The sequence below is a fragment of the Actinomadura physcomitrii genome, assembly GCF_008923205.2.
GTDB lineage: Bacteria > Actinomycetota > Actinomycetes > Streptosporangiales > Streptosporangiaceae > Spirillospora > Spirillospora physcomitrii.
In genome coordinates, this window is record NZ_WBMS02000038.1 from 33,810 (window position 1) to 56,279 (window position 22,470).

14 protein-coding genes are annotated in these 22,470 nt (G+C 74.0%); 5 read left to right on the forward strand and 9 right to left on the reverse strand.

Annotation, left to right across the window (positions count from 1 at the left end):
* Window positions 1-36: 36 nt before the first annotated feature.
* Window positions 37-549, reverse strand: coding sequence for an SRPBCC family protein (locus F8568_RS34960; RefSeq protein WP_151597944.1), 513 nt, complete (start codon window positions 547-549; stop codon window positions 37-39).
* Between the two features lie 43 nt (window positions 550-592).
* Window positions 593-1,210, reverse strand: a complete 618-nt coding sequence (locus F8568_RS34965) for an HD domain-containing protein (protein WP_151597945.1) — start codon at window positions 1,208-1,210, stop codon at window positions 593-595.
* Between the two features lie 136 nt (window positions 1,211-1,346).
* Here F8568_RS34965 and F8568_RS34970 point away from each other — a divergent pair, with 136 nt between their 5' ends.
* Window positions 1,347-3,401 carry an outer membrane protein assembly factor BamB family protein gene (locus F8568_RS34970; RefSeq protein WP_151597946.1) on the forward strand — a complete coding sequence of 685 codons (2,055 nt, stop codon included), beginning with the start codon at window positions 1,347-1,349 and terminating at the stop codon, window positions 3,399-3,401.
* A 173-nt stretch (window positions 3,402-3,574) separates the two neighbouring features.
* Here F8568_RS34970 and F8568_RS34975 read toward each other — a convergent pair whose 3' ends face one another.
* From F8568_RS34975 to F8568_RS34985, 3 genes are all read right to left on the reverse strand, one after another.
* A complete protein-coding gene (locus tag F8568_RS34975) occupies window positions 3,575-4,744 on the reverse strand; it encodes a glycosyltransferase (RefSeq protein ID WP_151597947.1) in 1,170 nt (389 codons plus the stop codon).
* A gap of 137 nt (window positions 4,745-4,881) precedes the next feature.
* The gene (locus tag F8568_RS34980) at window positions 4,882-6,144 is read right to left on the reverse strand and encodes a nucleotide sugar dehydrogenase (RefSeq protein ID WP_151597948.1); all 1,263 of its coding nucleotides are present in this window, start codon (window positions 6,142-6,144) and stop codon (window positions 4,882-4,884) included.
* A gap of 93 nt (window positions 6,145-6,237) precedes the next feature.
* The gene (locus F8568_RS34985) at window positions 6,238-7,713 is read right to left on the reverse strand and encodes a glycosyltransferase family 4 protein (protein WP_151597949.1); all 1,476 of its coding nucleotides are present in this window, start codon (window positions 7,711-7,713) and stop codon (window positions 6,238-6,240) included.
* 24 nt (window positions 7,714-7,737) lie between these two features.
* On the opposite strand from F8568_RS34985, the gene wecB reads away from it, so the two are divergent.
* The 3 genes from wecB to F8568_RS35000 all read left to right on the forward strand — a co-directional run bounded on the left by wecB (window position 7,738) and on the right by F8568_RS35000 (window position 11,830).
* Window positions 7,738-8,853: a non-hydrolyzing UDP-N-acetylglucosamine 2-epimerase gene (gene wecB / locus F8568_RS34990; RefSeq protein WP_151597950.1), complete on the forward strand. Its 1,116-nt coding sequence runs from the start codon at window positions 7,738-7,740 to the stop codon at window positions 8,851-8,853.
* Entirely contained in the window at window positions 8,850-9,584 is a 735-nt protein-coding gene (locus F8568_RS34995) for a hypothetical protein (RefSeq protein WP_202125703.1), read from the forward strand. Before wecB ends, F8568_RS34995 begins: the two co-directional genes overlap by 4 nt.
* Window positions 9,585-9,670: 86 nt before the next feature.
* Complete coding sequence (locus F8568_RS35000) at window positions 9,671-11,830, forward strand: glycosyltransferase (RefSeq protein WP_236009813.1); 2,160 nt, start codon at window positions 9,671-9,673, stop codon at window positions 11,828-11,830.
* A gap of 15 nt (window positions 11,831-11,845) precedes the next feature.
* On the opposite strand, the gene F8568_RS35005 is transcribed toward F8568_RS35000, so the two are convergent.
* Complete coding sequence (locus tag F8568_RS35005; protein ID WP_151597952.1) at window positions 11,846-12,880, reverse strand: CDP-alcohol phosphatidyltransferase family protein; 1,035 nt, start codon at window positions 12,878-12,880, stop codon at window positions 11,846-11,848.
* A gap of 169 nt (window positions 12,881-13,049) precedes the next feature.
* On the opposite strand from F8568_RS35005, the gene F8568_RS35010 reads away from it, so the two are divergent.
* Window positions 13,050-14,576 (forward strand): hypothetical protein, encoded by a 1,527-nt coding sequence (locus tag F8568_RS35010; protein ID WP_151597953.1) that lies wholly within the window; start codon window positions 13,050-13,052, stop codon window positions 14,574-14,576.
* Window positions 14,577-14,653: 77 nt separating this feature from the next.
* On the opposite strand, the gene F8568_RS35015 is transcribed toward F8568_RS35010, so the two are convergent.
* From F8568_RS35015 to F8568_RS35025, 3 genes are all read right to left on the reverse strand, one after another.
* Window positions 14,654-16,663 carry a glycosyltransferase gene (locus F8568_RS35015; protein ID WP_151597954.1) on the reverse strand — a complete coding sequence of 670 codons (2,010 nt, stop codon included), beginning with the start codon at window positions 16,661-16,663 and terminating at the stop codon, window positions 14,654-14,656.
* Between the two features lie 24 nt (window positions 16,664-16,687).
* Window positions 16,688-20,095, reverse strand: a complete 3,408-nt coding sequence (locus F8568_RS35020) for a bifunctional glycosyltransferase/CDP-glycerol:glycerophosphate glycerophosphotransferase (protein ID WP_151597955.1) — start codon at window positions 20,093-20,095, stop codon at window positions 16,688-16,690.
* A gap of 103 nt (window positions 20,096-20,198) precedes the next feature.
* Window positions 20,199-22,424, reverse strand: coding sequence for a bifunctional glycosyltransferase/CDP-glycerol:glycerophosphate glycerophosphotransferase (locus F8568_RS35025; RefSeq protein ID WP_202125704.1), 2,226 nt, complete (start codon window positions 22,422-22,424; stop codon window positions 20,199-20,201).
* Between the last annotated feature and the right edge of the window lie 46 nt (window positions 22,425-22,470).

The window sequence follows — 22,470 nt, forward strand, 5'->3', positions numbered from 1 at the left end:
CCCGCTCCGCGCTCCGTCCGCGGCCGGCGTGCGGGATCAGCCGCGCTCGACGCCCGCCTTGATCCGGTCGAGCGTGGCCCGCATCCCCGCGCGGTTCACCGCGGCGCGCTCCTCGGCCGGGACGCCCGTGAACACCTTCCCGAGCAGCGAGACCAGCCCGGCGCCGCGATTGCCGCGCCGCAGATCCTCCCAGTACTCGGTGAGCCGCGTCCGGGCGCCGTCCCCGTCTCCGTCGCCGTCTCCGCCGCCGACGGCCTCGATCCGGTAGCCCCACAGCGCCACCGGCAGGCCGAAGCTCGACACCCGGAACGCGAACGCCTCGCCCGGGACGGCGACCGTCACCTCGCAGGTGGTGAACCACACCCGCCAGCCGAGCCGGTTGAACCCGACGAACTTCGTGCCGGCCTTGACGGCCCGGCCGCGGATCCACGTCGCGAAGACCTCGGGGCTCCACTCGCGCATCCGCCGCAGGTCGGCGACCGCGGCGTAGACCGCCCGCGGCCCGGCGCCGACCGCGACGCTCTCCTCGACCACCCACTCGCGTTCCATGGGCCGATCATGCCATTCCATGACCGCCTGGTCACTAGGTGGTCTAGCGCAGGTGCGAGAACGCCTCGCGCCACTCGCCGTACCAGGCCGCGAACCAGGGATGCGGCTCGGCCAGCGGGACGATGTAGGTGACCGTCTCGGCGTAGTAGCGGCGCTGGAAGTCCGGTGGCATCCGGTCCAACTGCTGGACGTTGCTGACCCGGTCCGCGAGCTTCACCAGGATCGCCTTCGGCGGGGCGTCGCGCAGCCGCCGCAGGTACGCGGCCTTGGCGGCGCGTTTCGCCTGCCGCCCGGCGCCGCCCGCCGGCGGCTTGGTCACCCAGTCGACCAGCTCGGTCACCTCCGGCCCGAACGCGTCCTCGACATCGGCGAGCGTCGCCGGGGTGTCTTCGACGACGTCGTGCAGCAGGACGGCGGACAGCACCGCCGTATCGGTGACGCCCGCGCCGCGCGCCAGCACCTCCAGGGCCTCCAGCAGGTGCTCGACGTACGGTGCGCCGGTCGGGCGCCGCTGGTCGCCGTGCCACCGCCGCGCCGCGTCCACCGCCGCCGCAAGCGCGGCGAGGTCGAAGCGCGCACCGTCCCGGCCAACGCCGTCGCCGGACGACTCCAGGTCCGCGCGGGCTGCGTCCCAGGTGCGCCACCGGGTGAAGACCTCCACGTATCCTCCCTGCTGGTCGCGCGGGCCCGGCCGGGAGGGCGGGGCGTCCCGCGGGCGATTCCGTCCGGGCCGTGTCGCGCGGGCGGGCGCGACACGGCAAGGTGGAGGTCCACACCATACGGCCAGTGGAACGGGTATGCGGTCGGCGGAGCAGGGAGGCGGCGCGGGCGTGGGCGCGGGCGGGAGCCGGCCGGGGCGGGGAGGCGGCGTCCGCATGGCGCTCGGCCTCGTCGCCGGCGCCCTCGCCGTCGCGCTGTGCGCGGTCCTCGTCGAGCGGTTCGTCCTGCACGCCGAGTGGTGGCAGGTGCGCCACACCGTCACCGGACGGCCCGTCGCGCCGCAGAGCGACGTCGGCCCGCCGCCCGGCCCGCTCGCCGTGAGCTGGGAGCGGACCACGCCGATCCGCGGCGGGCCCGCCGCCGGGTACGACGGCGTCGCCTACGACGTGGCGCGCGGGCAGGCGGTGACGGCGTCCGGCGGCGGCATCGTCGTCCGGGACGCGCGCGACGGCGCCGAGCGCTGGAGCTACCGCCGCACCGGGTGGACGCTGCTCGGCTGGACGTCCACGCGGTCCCGGCTCGTCGCCTACTTCGAGCGGGACGGCCGGCGCGGCGACCGGCTGCTCGTCGGGTTCGACGAGCTGTCAGGCGCGCAGCTGTGGCGGCGCGACGGCGAGCGCCCGGCGGCGGTGTCGCGCGCGACGCTGCGCTGGCCCGCTGGAGCCGGTGTCGTGCTGACCACCGACGACGGCCGCCGCACCCTGTACGGGGTGTCCGCGCTGACGGGCAAGCGGCTGTGGCGGGCGCCGCTGCCGAAGGGATGCCGGCTGTTCGAGGGTGCGGCGCAGCCCTCCGACGCCCTCGACCCGGCGGCCGGCGCGGGCACCGGCGAAACGGGCGGCGACGCCCTCGCGGCGCTCGCGGTGGGCTGCCCGCGCCAGGCCGGCCGGCTGCTGGCCCTCGACCCCGGGCACGGGCGGGTGCTGTGGAGCCGGACGCTCGCGGCGAAGGAGTCCCCCGAGGTCAAGGTGCTGGACGGCGCGGTCCTCGTCGGGGACGCGACGGCGCTGCGCGCGTTCACCGCCGGCGGCGACCAGATCGCGCGCTGGGACGGCGAGGGGGTGTGCCGCGACCGGATGTGCCCGGCGGTCCGCGCGGGCGGGCGGCTCATCGTCGTCCGCCACCAGGAGGGGAAGGGCGGCGGCACCGACCGGATGGAGGCGGTCGACGTCCCGTCCGGCGCGGTGGCGTGGTCGCGGGACGTCCCCGGTTACGCGGCGCTGGCGGAGGCGGGCGGCACGGTCTACGCGCTGCGGCCGCGCCTGGCCGACCAGCTCCTCCCGGCGGGCGTCGACGTCGTCGACCCCGCGGACGGCCGCGCGTCCACGACCCCCGCGCCGTTCGCCATGGACCCGGACCTGACCGGCGCGCGCCCGTGGCTCGCGGCGGCGGGGGGCCTGCTGTACGCGGCGGTCGCGGAGGCGGCGCCGCGTCCGGCGGGCGCGGCCCGGCTGGTCGCGCTGCGCGGCGGCCCGGACGGGACGGGTCCCGCCGAGCTGGGCGGCGTGCCGGTGGACGACTGGCCGGACGCCTGCGCGCTGCTCAAGAAGGCCGACCTGGCCGCCGTGCACGCCGACGAGCACGATGTCCGGCCTGCCCGGGCGAGCGTCGGGGACGTGGCGCTGCCGCACCCGGTGTCCTGCGCGTACGAGACGGCCGGAAATGGGACGGCAGGGAACGAGACGGCGGGCAAGAAACCCGGGAAGGGGAAGCCGACGGGCGGCGCGGAGCCGTCCGGGACGCCCACTGCCGAGGCGAGCGCGACCGGCAGGGCCAGCGGCAAGGCGGGGACGTCGCCGGCGCCGCACGCCTCGGGCGGCGCGGACCCGCCGGACGACGCCGTCCCCGAGACGGCGGTGCGCGGCCTGAGCGTCAGCGTCCGCTGGGTGGCGGAGACCCCCGACGCGGCCGAGAAGATGCTCGACGCGCTGCAGGCGATCCAGTCGCAGGCGCGGGAGCGTCCCGACATCCCCGCCGGCCGGGCCTACGAGCTCGGGCCGACCGCCGGGATGATCGCGCTGCGCGTCGACCGGGCCGTCGTGGTCGTGGACGTGGACCGCCCGCCCGGCGCCGCGGCCCGCCTCGCCCGGTCCGTCGCCGACCGCCTGCGGGCCTGGTCGCCGGGCACCTGACCGTTCACTTGTGGCGGGGGGGGGGGGTGGGGGGGGGCGGCACCCCCCCCCCCCCCCCCACAAACGGGGGGGGGGGCCCCCCCCCCTGCCGCGTGGGGTGGGGGGGGGGGGTCCTCCCCCCCCCCCCCCCCCCCCCCCCCCCCCCACAACTCAACGGGGGTGCTCGCCGCGCGTCAGTAGTCCGGGACGGGCTCGGGAAGCGGTTCGGACGGGGCCTGCGGAGCGGGGACGGGGTCGGGGTCGGGCACGACGGCGGGGCTGCGGCCCGCCCAGGCCTCCAGCTGCGCCACGAAGCGCGCGGCGTGGACCGGCCAGTGGAAGCGGGCGCGGGCCGCCGCGTAGCCGCGCTCGCCCATCCCGACGCGCAGCTCCGGGTCGTCGCGCAGCCGCAGGACCGCGCCGGCGGCGGCGGCCGGGTCGCCGAACGGGACGACCAGCCCGCACCCGGCCGGCTCGACGATGTCGACCGCGGGCGGGTTCGGCGTGGTGATCACCGGGACGCCGCGGGCCATGTACTCCACGACCTTCGTGGGCATCGAGTGCCGGTAGTTGGGCTCGTCGTGCAGCAGCGCCAGCCCGGCCATCGCGCCCTCGGCGATCCGCAGCGCGCGGTCGTTCGGGACGAACCCGTACCAGCGTAGAAGCCCGGTCCGCTGCGCCTCGCGGAGCGCGGGCCGCACGTCGGGGTCGGCGGAGCCGATCAGCTCGACGGTGATGCCCTCCGGGGCCAGCAGCCGCGCCATCTCGATCATGTCGAGCGCGCCGCGCGCCACCGACAGGTTGCCGACGTAGACGGCGCGGCGGTCGTCCGGCGGCCCGGGCTGCAGGTCCGACACGTAGGTGGTGTTGGGCACGACCGGGTGGTCGCCGCGGAAGCGGGCCCGGTACCCCTCCTCGGCGAGCAGCAGCTTCAGCCGCCGCTCGCCGCGCCGCTCCAGCCGCTTGACGGCCGGCCGCAGCATCGGGCGGACCGGCCCGGGCACCCAGCCCTTGGCGGTGAGCGCCGCCGCCGTGTCCTCGTGCACGTCCCACACGACGGTCCGGCCGCGCGTCTCGCGGGGCAGGGCCATCAGCAGTTCGGGGTCGTGCAGGAGGATCACGTCGGCGTAGCCGGCGTGCTCGCCGATGGCGCGCCGGGCGGCCCGCAGGGCCCGGAGCCGGTGCCGTCCGGTCGCCCGCGGGACGTCCACCGGGCTGACCTCGCGCCAGGGGGTCACGTTGCACGCCCGGAAGGGCGCGATGTAGGTGACCTCGTGGCCGGCGTCGAGGAGCGCGCGTATCTGCCGGTGCAGAATGCGCGCATCCTCCGGATGGTGCACCACCGTGCAAACACAGATCCGCATTACTCACTCCGCAAGGTGCCGGTAAAATCGCCTGCTGCTCGAGTCTTCGTCGCCCATGGAAATCGCCGATGAATTCCCCTTGGCCGCGATGTGGACGGCCGCGGGCGACTCGTTCCGGTCCGCCGGGCGCCCTCCTTCTAGAGCAGTTCGACGGTCTCGAGGTGCACGTCCCGGGTGCGGCCGCGGGTGTCGAACAGCAGCCGGGCGTGCTTGGTCAGGGTGTCGGGGTCGTAGGCGGCGTGGTCGGCCAGCACGATCGCCAGGTCCGCGTCCGCGAGCGCGGCGGGCAGGTCGGGCCCGGCGGCGGGCACCGGGGTGCCGTCCACCTGCCAGTCGCCGACGAACGGGTCGTGGAAGGCCAGGTCGGCGCCGAGGCGGGCGAGGCGGCGGGCGACGGGCCGGGCGGGCGACTCGCGCTGGTCGGCGATGTCGGCCTTGTAGGTGACGCCCAGCAGCAGCACCTTGGCGCCCTTGAGCGCGCGGCCCTCCCTGTTCAGGAGCTGCTGGGCGCGTTCGGCGACGTACCGGGGCATCCGGTCGTTGATCTCCTGCGCCAGCTCGACGAACCGGAACGGGTACCCCAGGGAGCGGACCTTGTAGGACAGGTAGTTGGGGTCGATCGGGATGCAGTGCCCGCCGACCCCCGGGCCGGGCCGGAACGCCTGGAACCCGAAGGGCTTGGTGGCGGCGCAGTCGATGGCGTCCCACAGGTCGATGCCGAGCTCGTTGCAGAACACCGCCATCTCGTTGACCAGCGCGATGTTGACGTGCCGGTAGGTGTTCTCCAGCAGCTTGGCCATCTCGGCCTCGCGCGTCCCCTTGGCCTCGACGACGCGCTCGACGAACTTGCCGTAGAACGCGGCGGCGGCCGACGCGCAGGCGGGCGTGAGACCGCCGACGATCTTGGGGGTGTTGCGGACCCCGTAGACGGTGTTGCCCGGGTCGATGCGCTCGGGGGAGAACGCCAGGTGGAAGTCCTCGCCCGCGACCAGGCCGGAGGCCTCCAGGATGGGCCGCACGACCTCGTCGGTGGTGCCCGGGTAGGTGGTGGACTCCAGCACCACCAGGGTGCCCGGCGCCAGGTGGGCCGCGACGGTCTCGGCGGCGCCGCGCACGGCGGTCAGGTCCGGGCCGCCGTCGGGCGACAGCGGGGTCGGCACGCAGATCACCACCGTCCGGGCGCCGTCCAGCACGTCCGCCTCCAGGCTGGGCGCGAACCCGGCCCGGAGCATGTCGGCCACTTCGGCCGGCGCGACGTCGTCGATGTGCGAGCGGCCGGCCTTCAGCCCCTCCACCACCCGCGCGTCGCGGTCCAGGCCGCCGACCTGCAGACCGGCCCGGCACGCCTCCCGTACCAGCGGAAGGCCCACATAGCCGAGTCCGATGACCACCAGATCCATGCCCGGCTCCCTTCGAGATCGGTGCGCGCGCCCGGCGCGCTCCCGGATGTCAGGTATGGCGATTCGATCGAGTCGAGGTCCGTCGGGACGGCCTCAGCGGAGGCCGTAGGCGGCCCGGTACCCCGTCGCGACGGCCCGCCAGGTGCGTTCCGCCCGAACCCATTCCCGGGCCCGCTGACCTGTTTTTCGCCTACTTTCGGGACTGTAAGCCAGCTCTTCCAGACAATTCGCCCATGCTTCCGCGTCTTCCGGAACTGTTAACGCCCCGGTCACGCCCGGTTCCACGATTTCGCGAAGTGCCCTGACATCACTGGCTATGACGGGGATTCCCCCGGCCATCGCCTCCAGCGGCTTGAGAGGCGTCACCAATTGGCACACCCGGTCCGCCCGGCGCGGGACCGCGAACACATCGAGGAGCGCGTGGTAGCGGCGAACGGAACCCATCGGCACCCGCCCGGTGAACACGGCGTGAACGCCGTGCCCGGCCGCACGCCGCTCCAGGGCGCCGCGCTCCGGCCCGTCCCCGACCAGCAGCAGCGTGACCGGCGCGCCGCGGTCGCGCAGCAGCGCCGCCGCGTCGATCAGCGTGTCGATGCCCTCGTAGCCGTAGAACGACGACGTCAGGCCCACGACGGTGGCGTCCGCGGCGATGCCGAGCTCCGCGCGCAGGCCGGCGGCGTCCGGCAGCGGCTCGAGGAACGCCTCGTCCACCCCGTTCGGCACCACGAAGATCTTCTCCTCCGGGACGCCGCGGGACGCGATCTCCGCGCGCATCGCCTCGCCGAGCGTGACGACCGCGTCGGCCTCGGCCATCCGGCGGGTCTCCAGCTCCCGGGTCAGCCGGTAGAACTCGTCGGACGCGCTGTGCGCCGGGTCGCGCGACAGCCACGAGTCCTCCAGGAAGCCGCGCACCTCGTACACGACGGGCAGCCCGTGCCGGCGGCCGAGCTCCAGCGCGACCGCCGCGTTCAGATGGTTGCTGACCGCGTGCAGGACGTCCGGGCGCAGCTCCTCGACGAGCCGCCCGGCCAGGTCGGCGCCCTTCGCCACGGCCCGGACGGGCCCGGCGGGCGGCAGCCACGGCAGCAGCCGGTGGTACGGGACGCCGTCGACCTCCACCCGGGCCCGCGCGTCCCCGAGCCCCTGGCTGAGCGGGTATCCGAGCCGCGTCGCGACATGGGTGCCGAACCCCATCTCCCGCTGCGCCAGCGCGATCCGGTGCGTCCGGACGGTGTAGCCGGCGTTCGTGGCCGGCAGCGCGTTCGTCACGAACTGCAGCACGCCCGTCCCCGAACCGCCCCGGCCGGCCGGCCGGGCCGGCCCGGCCGGACGCTTGCGCGCCGGCGGGGTATGGGCCAGCAGCTCGCGCAGCTCCGCGTTCTCGCGCCGCGCCCCGCGCGGCCGCGGCACCGCCAGCCGGGACCGGCGCAGCCGCCCGCCGAGCGGGCCGGGCGCCGCCCGGGCCAGCAGCCGCACCGCCAGCCGGGGCGCCCGGCCGGGATCGTCGCGGATCTGGCGCCAGGTGAGTCCCAGCAGGTAGACCGGCTTTTTCAGGGCATTGTTCCGCACGGCGACGGAGCGTAGGCAACCCCGATGAACAGAAGGGAAATTGTGGTGTCACCCATCGTGCACGTCCTCGGCGCGCGGCCCAACTTCGTGAAGGCGGCGCCGGTCATCGGCGCCCTGCGGGCGGCCGGAGCCGACCAGGCGGTGATCCACACCGGGCAGCACTACGACGCCCGGATGTCGGAGATCTTCTTTGCCGAGCTGGGACTGCCCGAGCCGGACGTGAACCTCGGCGTCGGCTCCGGCGGGCACGCCGAGCAGACCGCGGCCCTCATGGTCGGCCTCGACGGTGAGTTCACGAGCCGTTCACCGGCGCTCGTCATCGTGTACGGCGACGTGAACTCGACGATCGCCGCCGCGCTGGTCGCGGCCAAGCTGCACATCCCGGTCGCCCATGTGGAGGCCGGGCTGCGCTCCTTCGACATGACCATGCCGGAGGAGGTGAACCGGCGGCTCACCGACCAGCTCTCCGACATCTGCCTGGTGACGAGCCCGGAGGGGATCGGGCACCTGGCGAACGAGGGCGTCCCGGTGGAGCGGGCGCACCTGGTCGGCAACCCGATGATCGACACGCTGCTGGCCAACCTCGACTCGTTCGACACCGGACGCGTCCGGGAGGCGCACGGGCTGCCGGACCGGTACGTCCTCGCGACCATGCACCGGCCCGCGAACGTGGACGTGCCGGAGACCGCCGCGGCGCTCGTCCGGCACCTGCACGGCGTCGCCGACCTGGCCGACCTCGTCATCCCGGTGCACCCGCGCGGCCGCGCGAACCTGCTGGCCGCCGGGCTCGACGAGCACGAGCGCGTGCACGTCCTCGAACCGCTCGGGTACATCGACTTCATCGCGGCCGTGCGGGGCGCGGCGGCGGTCGTCACCGACTCCGGCGGCCTGCAGGAGGAGACGACGATCCTCGGGGTGCCGTGCCTGACCGTCCGGCCCAACACCGAGCGGCCCATCACGATCACCCACGGGACGAACCGGCTCGTCACCTTCGCGGAACTGGTGCCGGGGGTCCGCAAGGTGCTGGAGTCCGGCGCGCAGGCCGGGGACCGCAAGCCGCCGCTGTGGGACGGCCACGCCGGCCCCCGCATCGCGGAAGTGGTCATGAACTACCTCAGTGAGAACGGAGCCCTCGGATGAGCGGAGCGGACGGCGCGAAGGCGAACCGGCAGGCGGCGCGGCTGCGCGCGGCCCTGCGGGAGCGCGAGGCGCGCGTCCAGGAGCTGGAGCGGCGCCTCAGCGCGCTGGAGACCTCGGTCACCCTGCAGTTCGGCCGGCTCGTCGCCGGCGCCGCCCGCAACCCGCGCAGGCGCGGCGTCCGGCTGCCGAAGGAGCTGTACCGGCTCTGGCGCAAGCGCAACGGCCCCGAGCAGAGCCCGCCGGCGTCCGGGAGCGACCGGCTCCAGCTCGACCGGATCGACCGGCCCGAGGACCGGCTGCTCGCCGCCGCGCCCTACGACGGCATCGTCATCGCGGGGATCTTCGCGCCCGCGACGGCGGCGGCGCTGCGCGAGCACGCCAAGGTGATCCCGCTCTACCCGCACGACGCCACGATCGTCCTCGACACCGCGGACGTGGACCTGGTCGTCGTCGACGCGGCGGCCGGCGAGCCCGGCGGGCCGTGGGCCTACCTCGGCGTCCCCGGCATGTACGACCGGGACCGCGCGCTCCACGACGTCCGGCAGATCGCCGCGGCCCGCTCGCTGCCGCTCGTCCTGTGGGGGGAGGCGCCGCCCGCCACGCTCGCGCTGCTGGACTGGGACGCCGCCGCCACCGCCCCGGACCGGCTGCACGACCTGCTCGAACCCTCGCAACGGGCGCAGCCCGGGGGGTCCGGGGGTCCGCCCCCGGAAATGACGCTGCCTCGTTGAAAGGAACTGCTGTGCCACCTCGCGCCCTCGTCTACGGCGACGTCGACCTGAACCTGATCGACGGATCGGCGATCTGGGCCCAGGGCATGGTCCAGGCGCTGGCCCGCGCCGGCTGCGCGGTGACCCTGGTGCTCAAGGCCCCGGTCCGGACCGGCCGGCTGGTCGACCCGCTGCGCGCCCTGCCCGGCGTCACCGTCCGCAGCCCGCACGCCGAAGGCCTCGTCGAAGGCGAGGCGGGCATGCCGGCCAAGCAGGCCGCCGGCGTCCTCGCCCGGATCGACGAGCCCGAGCCGTTCGACCTCGTCGTCGTGCGGGGCCGCCGGCTCGCGGGCAAGCTGTCCGCCGGGCCGCTCGCCGGGCGGCTGTGGACGTACCTGACCGACGTCCCGCAGTCCGCCGCCGGGTTCGCCGGCTCCGCCAAGGGCGAGCTGCGCCGCATCGCGGACGCGTCCCGGGTGCTGCTCTGCCAGACCGAGGAGCTGCGCGGCTTCCTGGAGAGCGCCGTCCCCGCGACCGCCGGCAAGAGCGTGCTGTTCCCGCCCGTCGTCGTGCTGCCCGACGGACTGCAGCCGCGTCCCGGCGGCGCCCCGGACGGCCGCGCGCTCAAGCTCGTCTACACCGGCAAGTTCGCGCCGCGCTGGAACACCTACGAGATGACGTCGCTGCCGCGCCTGCTCGCGATGCGCGGCGTGGACGCCGAGCTGCACATGGTCGGCGACAAGATCCACGACGATCCGAAGGACCCCGGGTTCGCGACCCGGATGCGGACCGCGCTGGAGACCGGGGAGGGCGTCGTCTGGCACGGCGGCCACCCGCGCGGCGAGGCGATGCGGCTGACGGCCGCGTCCGACGTCGGGCTGTCGTGGCGGCACCCGGAGATGGACGCGAGCCTGGAGCTGTCCACGAAGGTGCTGGAGTGCGGGACGCTCGGCGTCCCGGTCGTGCTGAACCGCACGCCGATGCACGAGCGGCTGTTCGGCGCCGACTACCCGCTGTTCTCCGCCACCGAGGACGACGTCCTCGACGCGCTGACGATCATCGGCAAGAACCCCGACGTCTACACCCTCGCCGCCGAGCGCTGCCGGTCCGCCGCCGCCGGGTTCACGCTGGACGCCGCGGCGGGACGCCTGAAGGACTGCCTCGCGCAGACGTTCCCGGAGCCGTCCGCCGCCGTCCTCGCCGCCGCTGAGGAGCACGCGCGCCGCTCCGCCGCGCCGGGCGCTCCGGCCGCGCCGCCGGCTCCGGCCGGGGGCCGGCGCCTGCGCGTCGGCGTCGCCGGCCACGACCTGAAGTTCTTCACCCGCCTGCTCGACTACCTGAGGTCGCGGCCCGACATGGAGGTCCGCGTCGACCCGTGGGCGGCGCTGCGCGTCCACGACGAGGAGCGCAGCCAGGAGCTCGTCGACTGGGCCGACGTGATCGTGTGCGAGTGGTGCGGGCCGAACGCGATCTGGTTCGCGCAGCGCAAGCGGCCCGGGCAGCGGCTCGTCGTCCGGCTGCACCGCTTCGAGCTGTACGCGCGCTGGCCCCGCCACCTCGACATCGACGCCGTCGACCAGGTCATCTGCGTCAGCCCGCACTACGCGCGGCTCACCCACGAGATCCTCGGCTGGCCGATGTCAAAGATCACCACGGTGCCGAACTGGGTGGACGACCGGCAGCTCGACCGGCCGAAGCTGGCCGGCGCCGAGCACCACCTCGGCATGATCGGCATCGCGCCGTCCCGCAAGCGGCTCGACCTCGCCCTGGACGCGCTGGAGGAGCTGCGCCGCGACGACCCGCGCTTCACCCTCTTCGTCAAGTCCAAGCTCCCGTGGGAGTACTGGTGGATCTGGCAGAAGGACGAGGAGCGCGCCCACTACGAGAAGGTGTTCCGCCGCATCCGCCGGTCCCCGGTGCTGTCCGGCGGCGTCGTGTTCGACTCCTACGGGCGGGACGTGGCGTCCTGGCTGCGCCGGATCGGGTTCGTCCTGTCCACCAGCGACGACGAGAGCTTCCACCTCGCGCCCGCCGAGGGCATGGCGTCCGGGGCCGTCCCGGCGCTGCTCGGCTGGCCCGGCGCGGAGACGATCTACGACACCCGGTGGATCCACGCCGACCCGTCCGCGATGGCGGCCTCGATCGCCGGCACCGTCGCGCTGGACCGGTGGGGGGCCGACGCGCGGCTGGCCCGCGACCAGGTCCGCGCCGCATACGGCCTGGACGAGGTCTGCCGGCAGTGGACCGACCTCCTCGCCGCGGCGTGACCCGCGGCGCGGGCGTCAGCCGGAGCTGCCGGCGCCCGCGCCGACGTGGTGCTCCACGACGTCCTCGGGCAGCTGCGCCCGGTACTCGTCGATCTTGGCGTTCAGCTTGGCGAGGCTGCGGCTGTAGTCCCGGCTGGACAGCCAGAACTTGTAGATGATGAACAGCTCGAACGCCAGCATGCCCGCCGCGCTCACGCACACCACCGGGATGATCGCGCCGGGCACGGCGGCGGCGATCACCGGGGCGACGATGAACACGCCCATCTGGAACTCGATGCCGCTGATCAGGTGCGGGCGGATCCGGCCGCGCAGCAGCACGTTGCGGATCCGGATGTACCACGGGAACCGCTTGTAGAACCCGGCCTGCAGGTCGGCGTTGGCGCGTTCGGTGTCGCCGACGACCCGCTCCTCCTCGGCCTGCGGGTCCGCGCCGAGCGCGCCCTCGGCCGAGCGCAGGTCCGTGTCGACCTCCGCGGCGTCCGGCACCGCGCCCTGCGCCGCGCCGCCCCGCGCCGCCGCCTCCAGCGCCTCGGCCTCCCGGCGCGCGTCCATCAGCGTGGTGCGCATCTGCGCGCGCACCTTGTAGATCTCCAGGGCGTCCATGTAGCGGAGCATGTCCAGGAAGACGACGCCGAGCGCCGTCCACACGTAGGCGACGTTGCCCGTCGCCGCGTACTGCCCGGCCATCAGCGCGACCGCGCAGGCCAGCACCCGGACGCGGTCGAAGATGTAGTCCAGCCACGCGCCGAACACCGAGCCGGTGCCCTTCAGCCGCGCGATCTTGCCGTCCATGCAGTCGAGCGTGAACGACAGGTGGTACAGCAGCGCCCCGGCCAGCAGCCACGGCCAGGACGCCGCCGCGAAGCAGGCGCCCGCGCCGAGGCCGAGGATCAGCGCGCCCACGGTGAGCTGGTTGGGCGTGATCCGGGTCCGGTTCGCGGTGAACTTCACCAGGCGGGACGCGAGCGGGTCGACCAGCAGGACCGTCCACCACGCGTCACGCGCCTTGTACGTCCGTTGCCGAACGTCGTCGAGCGTGAAGTTCGCCATGGAGGGATTCCTTTCGTGCCGGGACCGGTCGATGCTATCGGCTGTCCGGATGCGGTCTCCGGCATTGTCACCGAGTCGTGACTCCGTTAGTGGGACGTACGGGACGCAAGAGGACGGTGCCCGGCTCGTCCCGATCGTTTTGATGGGAGGGGCTGGGTAGGCTTTGCCGGTGCGCGTCAGACCTACGGCAGTTCTCGCCCAATTGCCCTTCGCCGGCGTGCTGGCGGTCGCGGTCTGGATCCGGGTCGTGGCGGTGCGCGGATATCCGGCGCCGAGGTGGAGCGGGGACTCCTCCGGATACCTCCGGGCGGCGCTGGAGCTCCAGCCGGGCGAGACGCGGCCGAGCGGCTACTCGCTGCTGCTGTGGGCGCTGAAGCCGTTCCACAGCTTCACCGTGGTGGTCGCCGTCCAGCACGCCATCGGCGTCCTCGCCGGCGTCCTGGTGTACCTGGTGGTGTGGCGCGCGGCGCGGGCGGCGTGGCCGCTCGGCCCCGGGCGGCACGCGGGCCGCCTGGCGTGGCGCGACTTCCTCCCCGGGCTGCTCGCGGCGGCCGCGCCGGTGCCGGTGCTGCTGGACAGCTACCAGATCGCCCTCGAGCACATGCTCATGTCGGACTCGTTCTTCACGTTCCTGCTGGTGGCGGCGGTGGCCGCGGCGCTGTGGCGGCGCCGCTCGACCTGGTGGCTCGGCGCCCTCGCCGGGCTGTTCGCCGCGTTCGCCGCGGTGACCCGGTCGGCCGGGCTGCCGCTGGTCGCGGTGATCCTGGTCGGGATGCTGCTGCGGCGCGCCGGATGGCGCGCGCTCGTCGCCGTCGTGATCGCGTTCGCGGTGCCGCTCGGCGGCTACATGTACTGGTTCAAGCAGGTCCACGGCGAGTTCGCGGTGACGAAGGCGGGCTCCGTCTGGATCTACGGCCGCACCGCCGCGTTCGCCGACTGCGCCAAGATCAAGCCGAGTCCCGAGCTGCAGATCATGTGCCCGAAGGACTCCAACCCGAATATCGCGCCGGCGTTCGCGGTGCTGTGGACCGACGACTCGCCGTTCCACCGGATCCCCGGCTGGATCACCGGCGACGAGGCGAACCGGCTGGCGAGCGAGTTCACCAAGCAGGCGATCGAGAAGCAGCCGGGCGACTACGCGCACGTGGTGTTCCGCGACACATGGCGGTCGTTCGACTGGAAGCGCGAGCCGTACCCGACGCCGTGGACGTGGCTGGAGTACGTCTTCCCGGAGGGCGAGTCGTGGGACGACGACCAGGCGCTGGAGGCCGTCAAGTACGACCCGTCCGGCGGCGAGGCCAAGGTCGTCCGGCCCTGGGCCGGGACGATGCTGGACTACCAGGACCGCATGTCGATGCCCGGCACGGTCCTCGGGCTCGTCCTGCTCGGCGGGCTGGTGCTCGCGCTGCCGCACATCGGTCGTCGCGGCACCCGGTGGCGGCTGCTCGGGCCCGTCCGGCATTGGGGGACGGGCGCGCTGATGCCGTGGGGGATGAGCCTCGCGCTGCTGGTCATCCCGGCGGCGACCGCCGACTTCGACTACCGCTACGTGCTGCCTGCCGTGCCGTTCGCCTGCATCGCGCTCGGCCTCGCGCTCCTCCCGTCGCCGCGCCGCGTCCGCCTGGACCCGGTCGCCGAGCCCGGCGCGGGACAGGACGACGACGAACCCGCCGCCGAGAGGTCCCTCAGCGCCTAGCGCCGGCCCGTCCGGCGGCGCGGGCGGGGCGCCGAGCCGGCCGATCGTGAGCACGCCCGCCGCGGCTCCCGGGTGCGTCAGCGGCGTCCCCGGCCGCCGAGCCGGCGCCGCGCCGACCGCGCCATCGCCGGGACCTTCCCCGGCACGACCTCGACCGCGAGGTTCCCGCTGCCCGTCCGGTAGTAGCGGGCGCGGCGCATCCCGAACGGCGCGCAGGCGACCGCCGCGGACCGTCCCGCCTCCGCGATCGGCACCCGGACCCGGGCGGTGTCGCCGCCCACCGCGAGCTCCAGCCACGCGTCCCACCGGCCCGACGACAGCCCGCGCGGGTCGACGGAGGCGGTGAACGCGACGGCGTCGCCGTCCTCCGCGGCCCGCGCCTCGCCCCGCAAGGACTCGCCGCCGCCGCGCCGGTCGAGCGCGAGGCCCACCCGGACGTGCGCATGCGCGCCGGGCGCGGCGGGCACCCGCCCGCGCACCAGCAGCCGCCCGTCGCCGTCCCAGCCGATCTCCTGCACGGCGGCCAGCCGGGCGAGCCCGGCCGCGCCCGGCCGCACGGTGAAGCTCAGGTTGCCGTACTCGCGCGTGAAGAACGGCTCGACCGCGGCGGCGCCCCGCGCGGACGCGACGAACCGCTCCGGCGGCAGCGCGGCGCCCTCGGCGCGGTCGGCACCGAGCCGCCCCTCCTTGACCAGCCGGCCGGCGGTGACCTCGGCGTACAGGTCCCAGATGCCCGCCTCCAGCAGCCCCTCCGCGGCGCTCGCGCCCGCGCCGCCCTCCACCGGGCCGGGCGCCGGCACCGCGACGGCGGCGGTGAAGCCGTCGACGCCCCCCTCGACCGGCAGCCTGCGCTCGGCGCCGGACCTGCGGTGCCGCAGCAGCAGCGCGAGCGACTGCGCGTCCCGGTCGACCCGGGCGAGCACGGCGGTCCCGGCGACCCGCAGGGCCCCGCCCTCCCAGCCCAGCCCGGTCAGGTTCCGCTTGGTCCGCAGCCGGTCGGTGACGTCGAAGTAGGCGTCCGGGATCGCCGCGGACGGCTCCCGGAAGCCCGGGTACACCTCGTACGCGCGGTCCTTGTCCACGACGACCGGGACCGGGCCGGGCGCGAGAGCCGTCTCGACGATCCGGGTCAGCAGCTCGTCGTGACCGCTCCGCACGCAGTGCGCGATCAGCCGCAGCCGCGGCGGCATCCGCATCAGCACCGCCGGGGTGAGGAAGTCCTCGCACAGGCCGCGCACCCCGTCCCGGGTCTGCCGCCGGTACTCCGCCGAGTCCTCCAGGAAGCGGTGCGCATTGATCCGGTGCAGCACGTCCCGGGTGAACAGCCGCAGCAGCATCCGGTCGCGGATCGGACCCGGGCGCCGGTGCGCGACGACCATCTCCAGCAGCGGCCGCGCCGCCCTCGCGTAGTAGTCCGCGGAGGACGCGCCGCCCGTCTGCATGATGCTGGTGCCGTCGTCGCGCTCCACCAGGTAGTAGCAGTCGTAGTCGGCGATGACCGAGACGCCCGACGCGTGCAGGTACGCGTGCACGGCGAACACCTTGTCCTCGCCGGACAGCAGCCCCTCCGGGAACCGGATCCGGTTCGCCTCGACCAGCTCCCGGCGGAACAGCTTCTGCGCCGTCAGCGACTGCGAGAAGACGTCGATCTCCGGGTCGTCCACCGAGACCCTGGCGATGTTCTCCGCGAACCGCGCCGCGCCCCGCCCGACGCCGACATAGTTGCCGATCACGATGTCGGAGCCCTGCTCGTCCGCCAGCGCGCACATCCGCTCCAGCGCCTGCGGGCCGAGCCGGTCGTCGGCGTCCAGGAAGAACAGGTACTCGCCGCGGGCCCGCTCGATCCCGGTGTTGCGCGGCCCGCCCGGCCCCCCGGAGTTCGGCTGGTGGACGACCGCCAGCCGCGGCTCGGCGGCGGCGAGCCGGTCCAGCTCGTCGCCGCTACCGTCGGTGGACCCGTCGTCGACCGCCACGACCTCCACCAGCTCCGGCGCGATCGTCTGCTCGAACACCGAGCGCAGCGTCTCCGCCACCGACGCGCGGCAGTTGTGGACCGGGACGATGACGCTGACCTTGGGGATAGTCACTGGGAAGTCCTCAGGGGGAGTCCGTCAGCGGGGCGGGGGGAACACGCGGTCCACGGTGCGCGCCGCCGCGTGACCGTCGTCCAGCGGGCAGAACCGCGCCACGAACTCCTTGTAGCGGTCCTGGTGGCCCGCCGTGGCGGCCTCGACGTCGCGGATCGCGTCGATCAGGTCGTCGGAGGTCTCCACCAGCGGCCCCGGCGCCTCCGCCTCGAAGTCGAAGTAGAAGCCGCGCAGCCGGTCCCGGTAGTCGGCGAGGTCGTAGGTGAAGAACAGCATCGGCCGGCCGGTGTTGGCGTAGTCGAACATCACCGACGAGTAGTCGCTGATCATCATGTCGGAGATCAGGTACAGCTCGGTGATGTCCGGGTACAGCGACACGTCCCGGACGAAGCCGTGCTCGTCCTCGGTGATGCCGTCCACCACGTTGGAGTGCAGCCGGACCAGCAGGACGTGGTCGTCGCCCAGCGCGGCGCGCGCGCGGTCCAGGTCGAGGCGCATGTCGTGCTTGTAGCGGCCCCGGCTGTAGTACTGGTCGTCCCGCCACGTCGGCGCGTACAGCACGACCCGCTTGCCCTCCGGGATGCCGAGCCGCGCCCGCACCGCCTTGGCGACCGTGTCGGCCTCCGGGCTGTAGAGCAGGTCGTTGCGCGGGTACCCGACCTCCAGCATCTCGCCCTTGAACGCGAACGCGCGGCGGAAGATCTCCGTGCTGAACGGGTTCGGCGACAGCAGGTGGCTCCACTCGGGGACGGCCGGCCCCTCCGGCTTCTTCTCCTTGCTCTGCAGCGCCGACTTCATCCCCGGCGCGTACGCGAAGTGGACCTCCTTGACGTCCCGGCCGATCTTCTTCAGCGGGGTGCCGTGCCAGGTCTGCAGCACGACCTGGTCGGGGTGCCGCTGGAACCAGTCGCCGAGCCGGTGGTTGGTGACGATGTAGCGGGATGTCGTCACCGCCTCCTGCCACTCCCGGCCGTTCAGCCGGACGCCCTGCAGCGTGTTCGGCAGCTCGACCTGCGCGTCGTTGACGACCCAGAACTGCGCCAGGTCCATCCCGCGGCGCAGCAGCTCCTGGTGGATCGCCTTCGGGCTGTCGGAGTACTGCCGGCCGTTGAAGCAGGAGAACAGCACGGCGTCGCGCAGCCCGTCGCGGGCGACCCGGCGCCGCGCCTCCTCCCGGTACTTCGCTCCCGCGCTCTTCTCCTCGCCGGACACGTCGCCGGTGACGGCGATGACGAGCCGGCCGTCCTTGGTCTCCGGCTCGTAGCCGCGCCGCGCCACCTCCAGCGGCCCCGGCAGCGCGCGCTGCGCCTCCTGCGTCAGCCGGACGGTCAGCGCCCGCCCGCCCGCCGGCCGGAACAGCACGTCCCAGCGGCCGGGACGCAGCGGCAGCACGCCCGCGACGCCCGGCACGGCCGCCGCCGGGACCTCCGCCCGCAGCGTGCCCGAAGCGTCCGCGACCAGGTCGAACGCGTGCTCCTTGCGGCGGCCGCGGCTGCGCACCACGATCTGCCCGGACGCGTGCGCCGGATGCGTCGCCGCCAGCGCCAGCGTCCCGTCCGGACGCCACGCGACCTCGCTCACCGACAGCCGGATCGTCGCCCGCCGCACCCGCACGTACCCGCCGGGGCCGCGGCCCGCGCTCACCTCCAGCGCGCCGAACGTGCGCCGCGCCTCCGCCACGCCCTCGGCGAGGACGAGCGGCCGGCCGTCCGCCGACAGCGTCCAGTCGCGGGTGTCGTCGATCGAGCCGGGCTCGATGTCGACGTCGAGCGCATCGGGGTCGACGCGCGCCGTCCAGCCGCCGGACCGCGCCTCCACCGGCACCGGGACGCGCGCGTCGCCGAGCGTCAGCACCAGCTCCGCGGGCGGCGCCGCCGCCGACTCCACCTCGACCAGCAGCCCGCGCTCGTCCCACGCCAGCGCCGTCGCCCGCTCCCGGACGCGCTCCACCTGCACGACGAAGTGCCCGTCCACGACCTTCGGCACGATCCGGACGTCGTCGGCGACGTACCGGTAGGGCGGGTGCGCGCCCGTCCCCGAGCCGCCGCCGCGGACCGGGCCCTGCCGGAACACGCCCGCGTTCAGCACCGAGGCGTGCACCTCCCAGGTGCCCTCCCGCCAGGCGCCGCGGTCCTTCAGCTTCGCGGCGTCGAGCGCGAACTCGAACCCGGTCCAGCCGCCGGTCGACTTGCCCGGCTTCGGTGTCTGCCGCGCCTTCATCACGATCTTGCGGCGGCCGTCGCGCAGCGTCACCGTCTTGATCGACGTCCAGCGGCGGCGTGAGCTCACCGAGTTGATGTAGGCCTCGCCGGTGACGACCAGCCGGTCGTCCTCCCACCGGACCGCGTGCACCCGGCCCCGCATCTTGACCTCGTCGCGCGCCCGGTACACCTCGCGCGGGACGTCGACCTTCGCGTCCTTCCAGTACGGGTAGACGACGTAGCGGCGCAGCGGGTCCCGCACGATCGACGGCGACGACTTGCCGCGCTCGTACCGGACGACCTTCACCAGCTCCATCGTGTGGCCCGCCTCGGCGAGGTGCCACTTCAGCCGGGTCAGCGCGGGCGCCTCGGCGAACACCTTCGGCGACACGCCCTTGGCGTACGCCGCGGCCTGCGCGACGACCTGCTCGCGCTCCTCGCCGGACAGGTCGGGCAGGGCGTCCAGGAACGTCTTCAGCTCCGTGGTGACCAGCTCGAGCTGCAGCCGCCGCAGCTCCTTGGCGTCGCCGCGCTCGGCGACCCAGGTCGTCGCGAGGTTCGCCGCGCCGAACCCGTCGGCGATCTCCTGCGGCTCGGTGGTCGGTTCGTACCGGCGCGACCGGCGGTGCAGGACGATGTCGGGCACCACGTCGACGGACGTCGCCGCGTGCAGCGCCCGCACCATGACCGGCAGGTCGTCGTAGCGGCCGAGGTCGGGGAACTCCAGGCCCGCCGAGTCCCAGAACGCGCGGCGCAGCAGCGTCCCGGTGATCTTGCGGTTGCGCAGCAGGTCCGGGCTGCGGTGCAGGTCGGTGGCCTTGGCGGGGGCGGGGTTGTCGCCGCGCGCCTTCCACTGCGACACCTGCCCCGTCCACTTGCGGGACGCGTCGGGGCCCGTCGCGAGCTGCGACCCGGACGCCTCCAGCGCGGTCAGCAGCGCGGCGACCGCCTCCGGCGGCATCGGGTCGCCGCCGTCGGCGAACAGCAGGAACTCGCCGGTGCTCTCCGCCACCCCCAGGTTGCGGGCCGCGCCCCGGCTCGGCGCCCCGTCGCGGACGATCCGGAACCGGTCGTCGGGCAGCTCCGCCCGCGCGGCCGTCCCGGTGCCGTCGTCCACGACCAGGACCTCGAGGTCCCGGAACGTCTGGGCCGCGAGCGAGTCCAGGGCGTCGCCGAGGTCGTCCCCGGCGCCGTGCGACAGCACGATGACACTGATCCTGGGGGCGGTCATGCCCACTCCTTCGGGGGCTGTGCGAGCCGGACGCGGCGGTCCGGTCGCGGACGGTCAGGGGATGGTGGCCGGCGCGGCCCGGCCGCGCTGCGCAGCGCCGCCGCTAGGCGGGGCCGGCGGCGACCGCCGGCGGGAGCGGCTCACCGAGGAACACCCGGCGCACGGCCCGCTCGGCCGCGTGCCCGTCGTCCCACGGGCAGAACCGCGCCCGGAACGCCTCCAGGTGCTTCGCCGCCGCGTCCCCCCACGCGGCCCTGGACGCGAACGCGTCGACCAGCTCGGACTCGGTGTAGGCGATGACGCCGGGCGGGAACTCGGTCAGGTCGAAGTTCACGCCCCGGGTGAGCCGGTAGGTCTCCCAGTCGTTGGCGTAGATCACGATCGGCTTGCCGAGGTTGGCGTAGTCGAACATGACCGACGAGTAGTCCGTCAGCAGCGCGTCCGAGGCGATCATCAGGTCCTCGACGGACGGGTGCTTGGAGACGTCGATGACCTGGTCCTCCGACCAGCCGAGGTCCGCCGCCATGTTCTTGAGCTTGTAGTAGTAGTGCGCCCGCAGCAGCAGCACGTGGTCGTCGCCGAGCTGCTCCATGACCCGGCCGATGTCGAACATCGGGGAGTAGCGGCGCTGGTAGTCACGGTGGGTCGGCGCGTACAGGATCGCCGTCCTGCCCTCGGGGACGCCGAGCTCGTCGCGCAGCCGCGCCTGCTCCTGCGGCGTCGCGCGCACCAGCCGGTCGTTGCGCGGGTAGCCGATCTCCAGCAGCTCGTACTTGCACGGGAAGCCCCGCTCCCACGCCTCGCTCATCAGCGGGTTGGCCGACAGCAGGAAGTCCCACCGGTCGGACCGCTCGATCAGCGCCTTGAAGTCCATGTCGGCGGCCCCGACCGGGTACTCCATCTGGTCGAGGCCCATCTTCTTCAGCGGCGTGCCGTGCTGGGTCTCCAGATGGACCTGCCCCGGCCGCTTCACGACGTTGTCGGGGAAGTTGACGTTGTTGACGAAGTACTTGGCGGCGGCGATCGTCCGGTAGTACTCCGCCGACCCGGCCACCACGTACTCCACGCCGTCCGGCATCGTCTTGCGCGCGCCCGGCTTCACGATCCACACGCCGCGGATGTGCGGCGCCAGCTCCCGGACCTTCTCGTAGATCGCGGCCGGGTTGCAGGAGTAGCCGCGGTACCAGTAGGCGGCGAACACCGCGAGGTTCTCGTCGATCGGCATGTGCCGCCGCATCGCGTAGTACCGCTCCTTGGCGAGTTCCTTGGAGCGGACGACGCTGCGCTTTTGCAGCTTGCGGACCTTGCGGCCGCTCTTCTTCGCCTTCTTCGTGAGCGTCGGGGCGTTGAGGCGCTCCCAGGCCCGGAAGTCGCCGCGCTCGATCGCCCGGTGCTTGTCGGCCAGGTTCGGCTCGTCGTCCGGCGGGACGTGGCCCGGGGGCTTGTAGCGGTTGTAGGTCTTGGTCATCTCGGCGAAGAACCGCTGCTTCTCCGAGGGGTACACGCGGTCGGCGCGCTCGATGATGACCAGCAGGTGCCAGATCGTCCGGTTGAACATCAGCGGCCGGAACCGGTCCATCTTCGGGCCGAGGTGGTCCATGAACGCGAAGATGCGGTCGTACTGGTCGAAGGCGTCGAAGTGCTTGGCGCTGGCCGTCTTGGTGATCGCGCCGCTGCGCCGCTGCCGGTAGATGTAGCAGACCCGGTCGAGGAAGCTGACCCGCTCGGCGGCCATCAGGACCGGGTAGGTGATGCTGACGTCCTCGTAGTAGCCGCTGTTGAAGCGCAGCCCGTGCTCGATCATGAACTCGCGGCGGATCGCCCGGTTCCAGATCGAGGTGAACATCTCCAGCAGGCTCGGCCGGTCGGCGAGCGTGAACACCTCCGGCGCGGGCGGCTCTCGGAACAGGTGGTTGATGATGCTCCGCTTGACCCGCCCGTTCCAGTAGGACCGCGCGTAGTCGAACATCAGCACGTCCGGCCGGGTCTCGGCGAGCCGGTCGCAGATCGCCTTGACGGCGCCCTCGGTCGCGTAGTCGTCGCTGTCGAAGAACCAGACGTAGTCGCCGGTCGCCATGTCCAGCCCGACGTTGCGGGCCTCGCCGAGGCCCACGTTGTCGGTCAGGTGGCGCACCTTCAGCCGCGAGTCGCGCTCGGCGTACTCGTCCAGGATCTCTCCGCAGGCGTCCGGCGAGGCGTCGTCGATCCCGATGATCTCCAGATTCGGCACGTCCGGGACCAGCAGCGAATCCAGGCACTGCCGAAGGTACCCCTGCACTTTGTGCACGGGCACGATGATGCTCAGGGAGATGTCGTTTTCACTGCTCACGCGAACGCCAATCAACTACTCGATTAATCTGGATCATACCCGCATC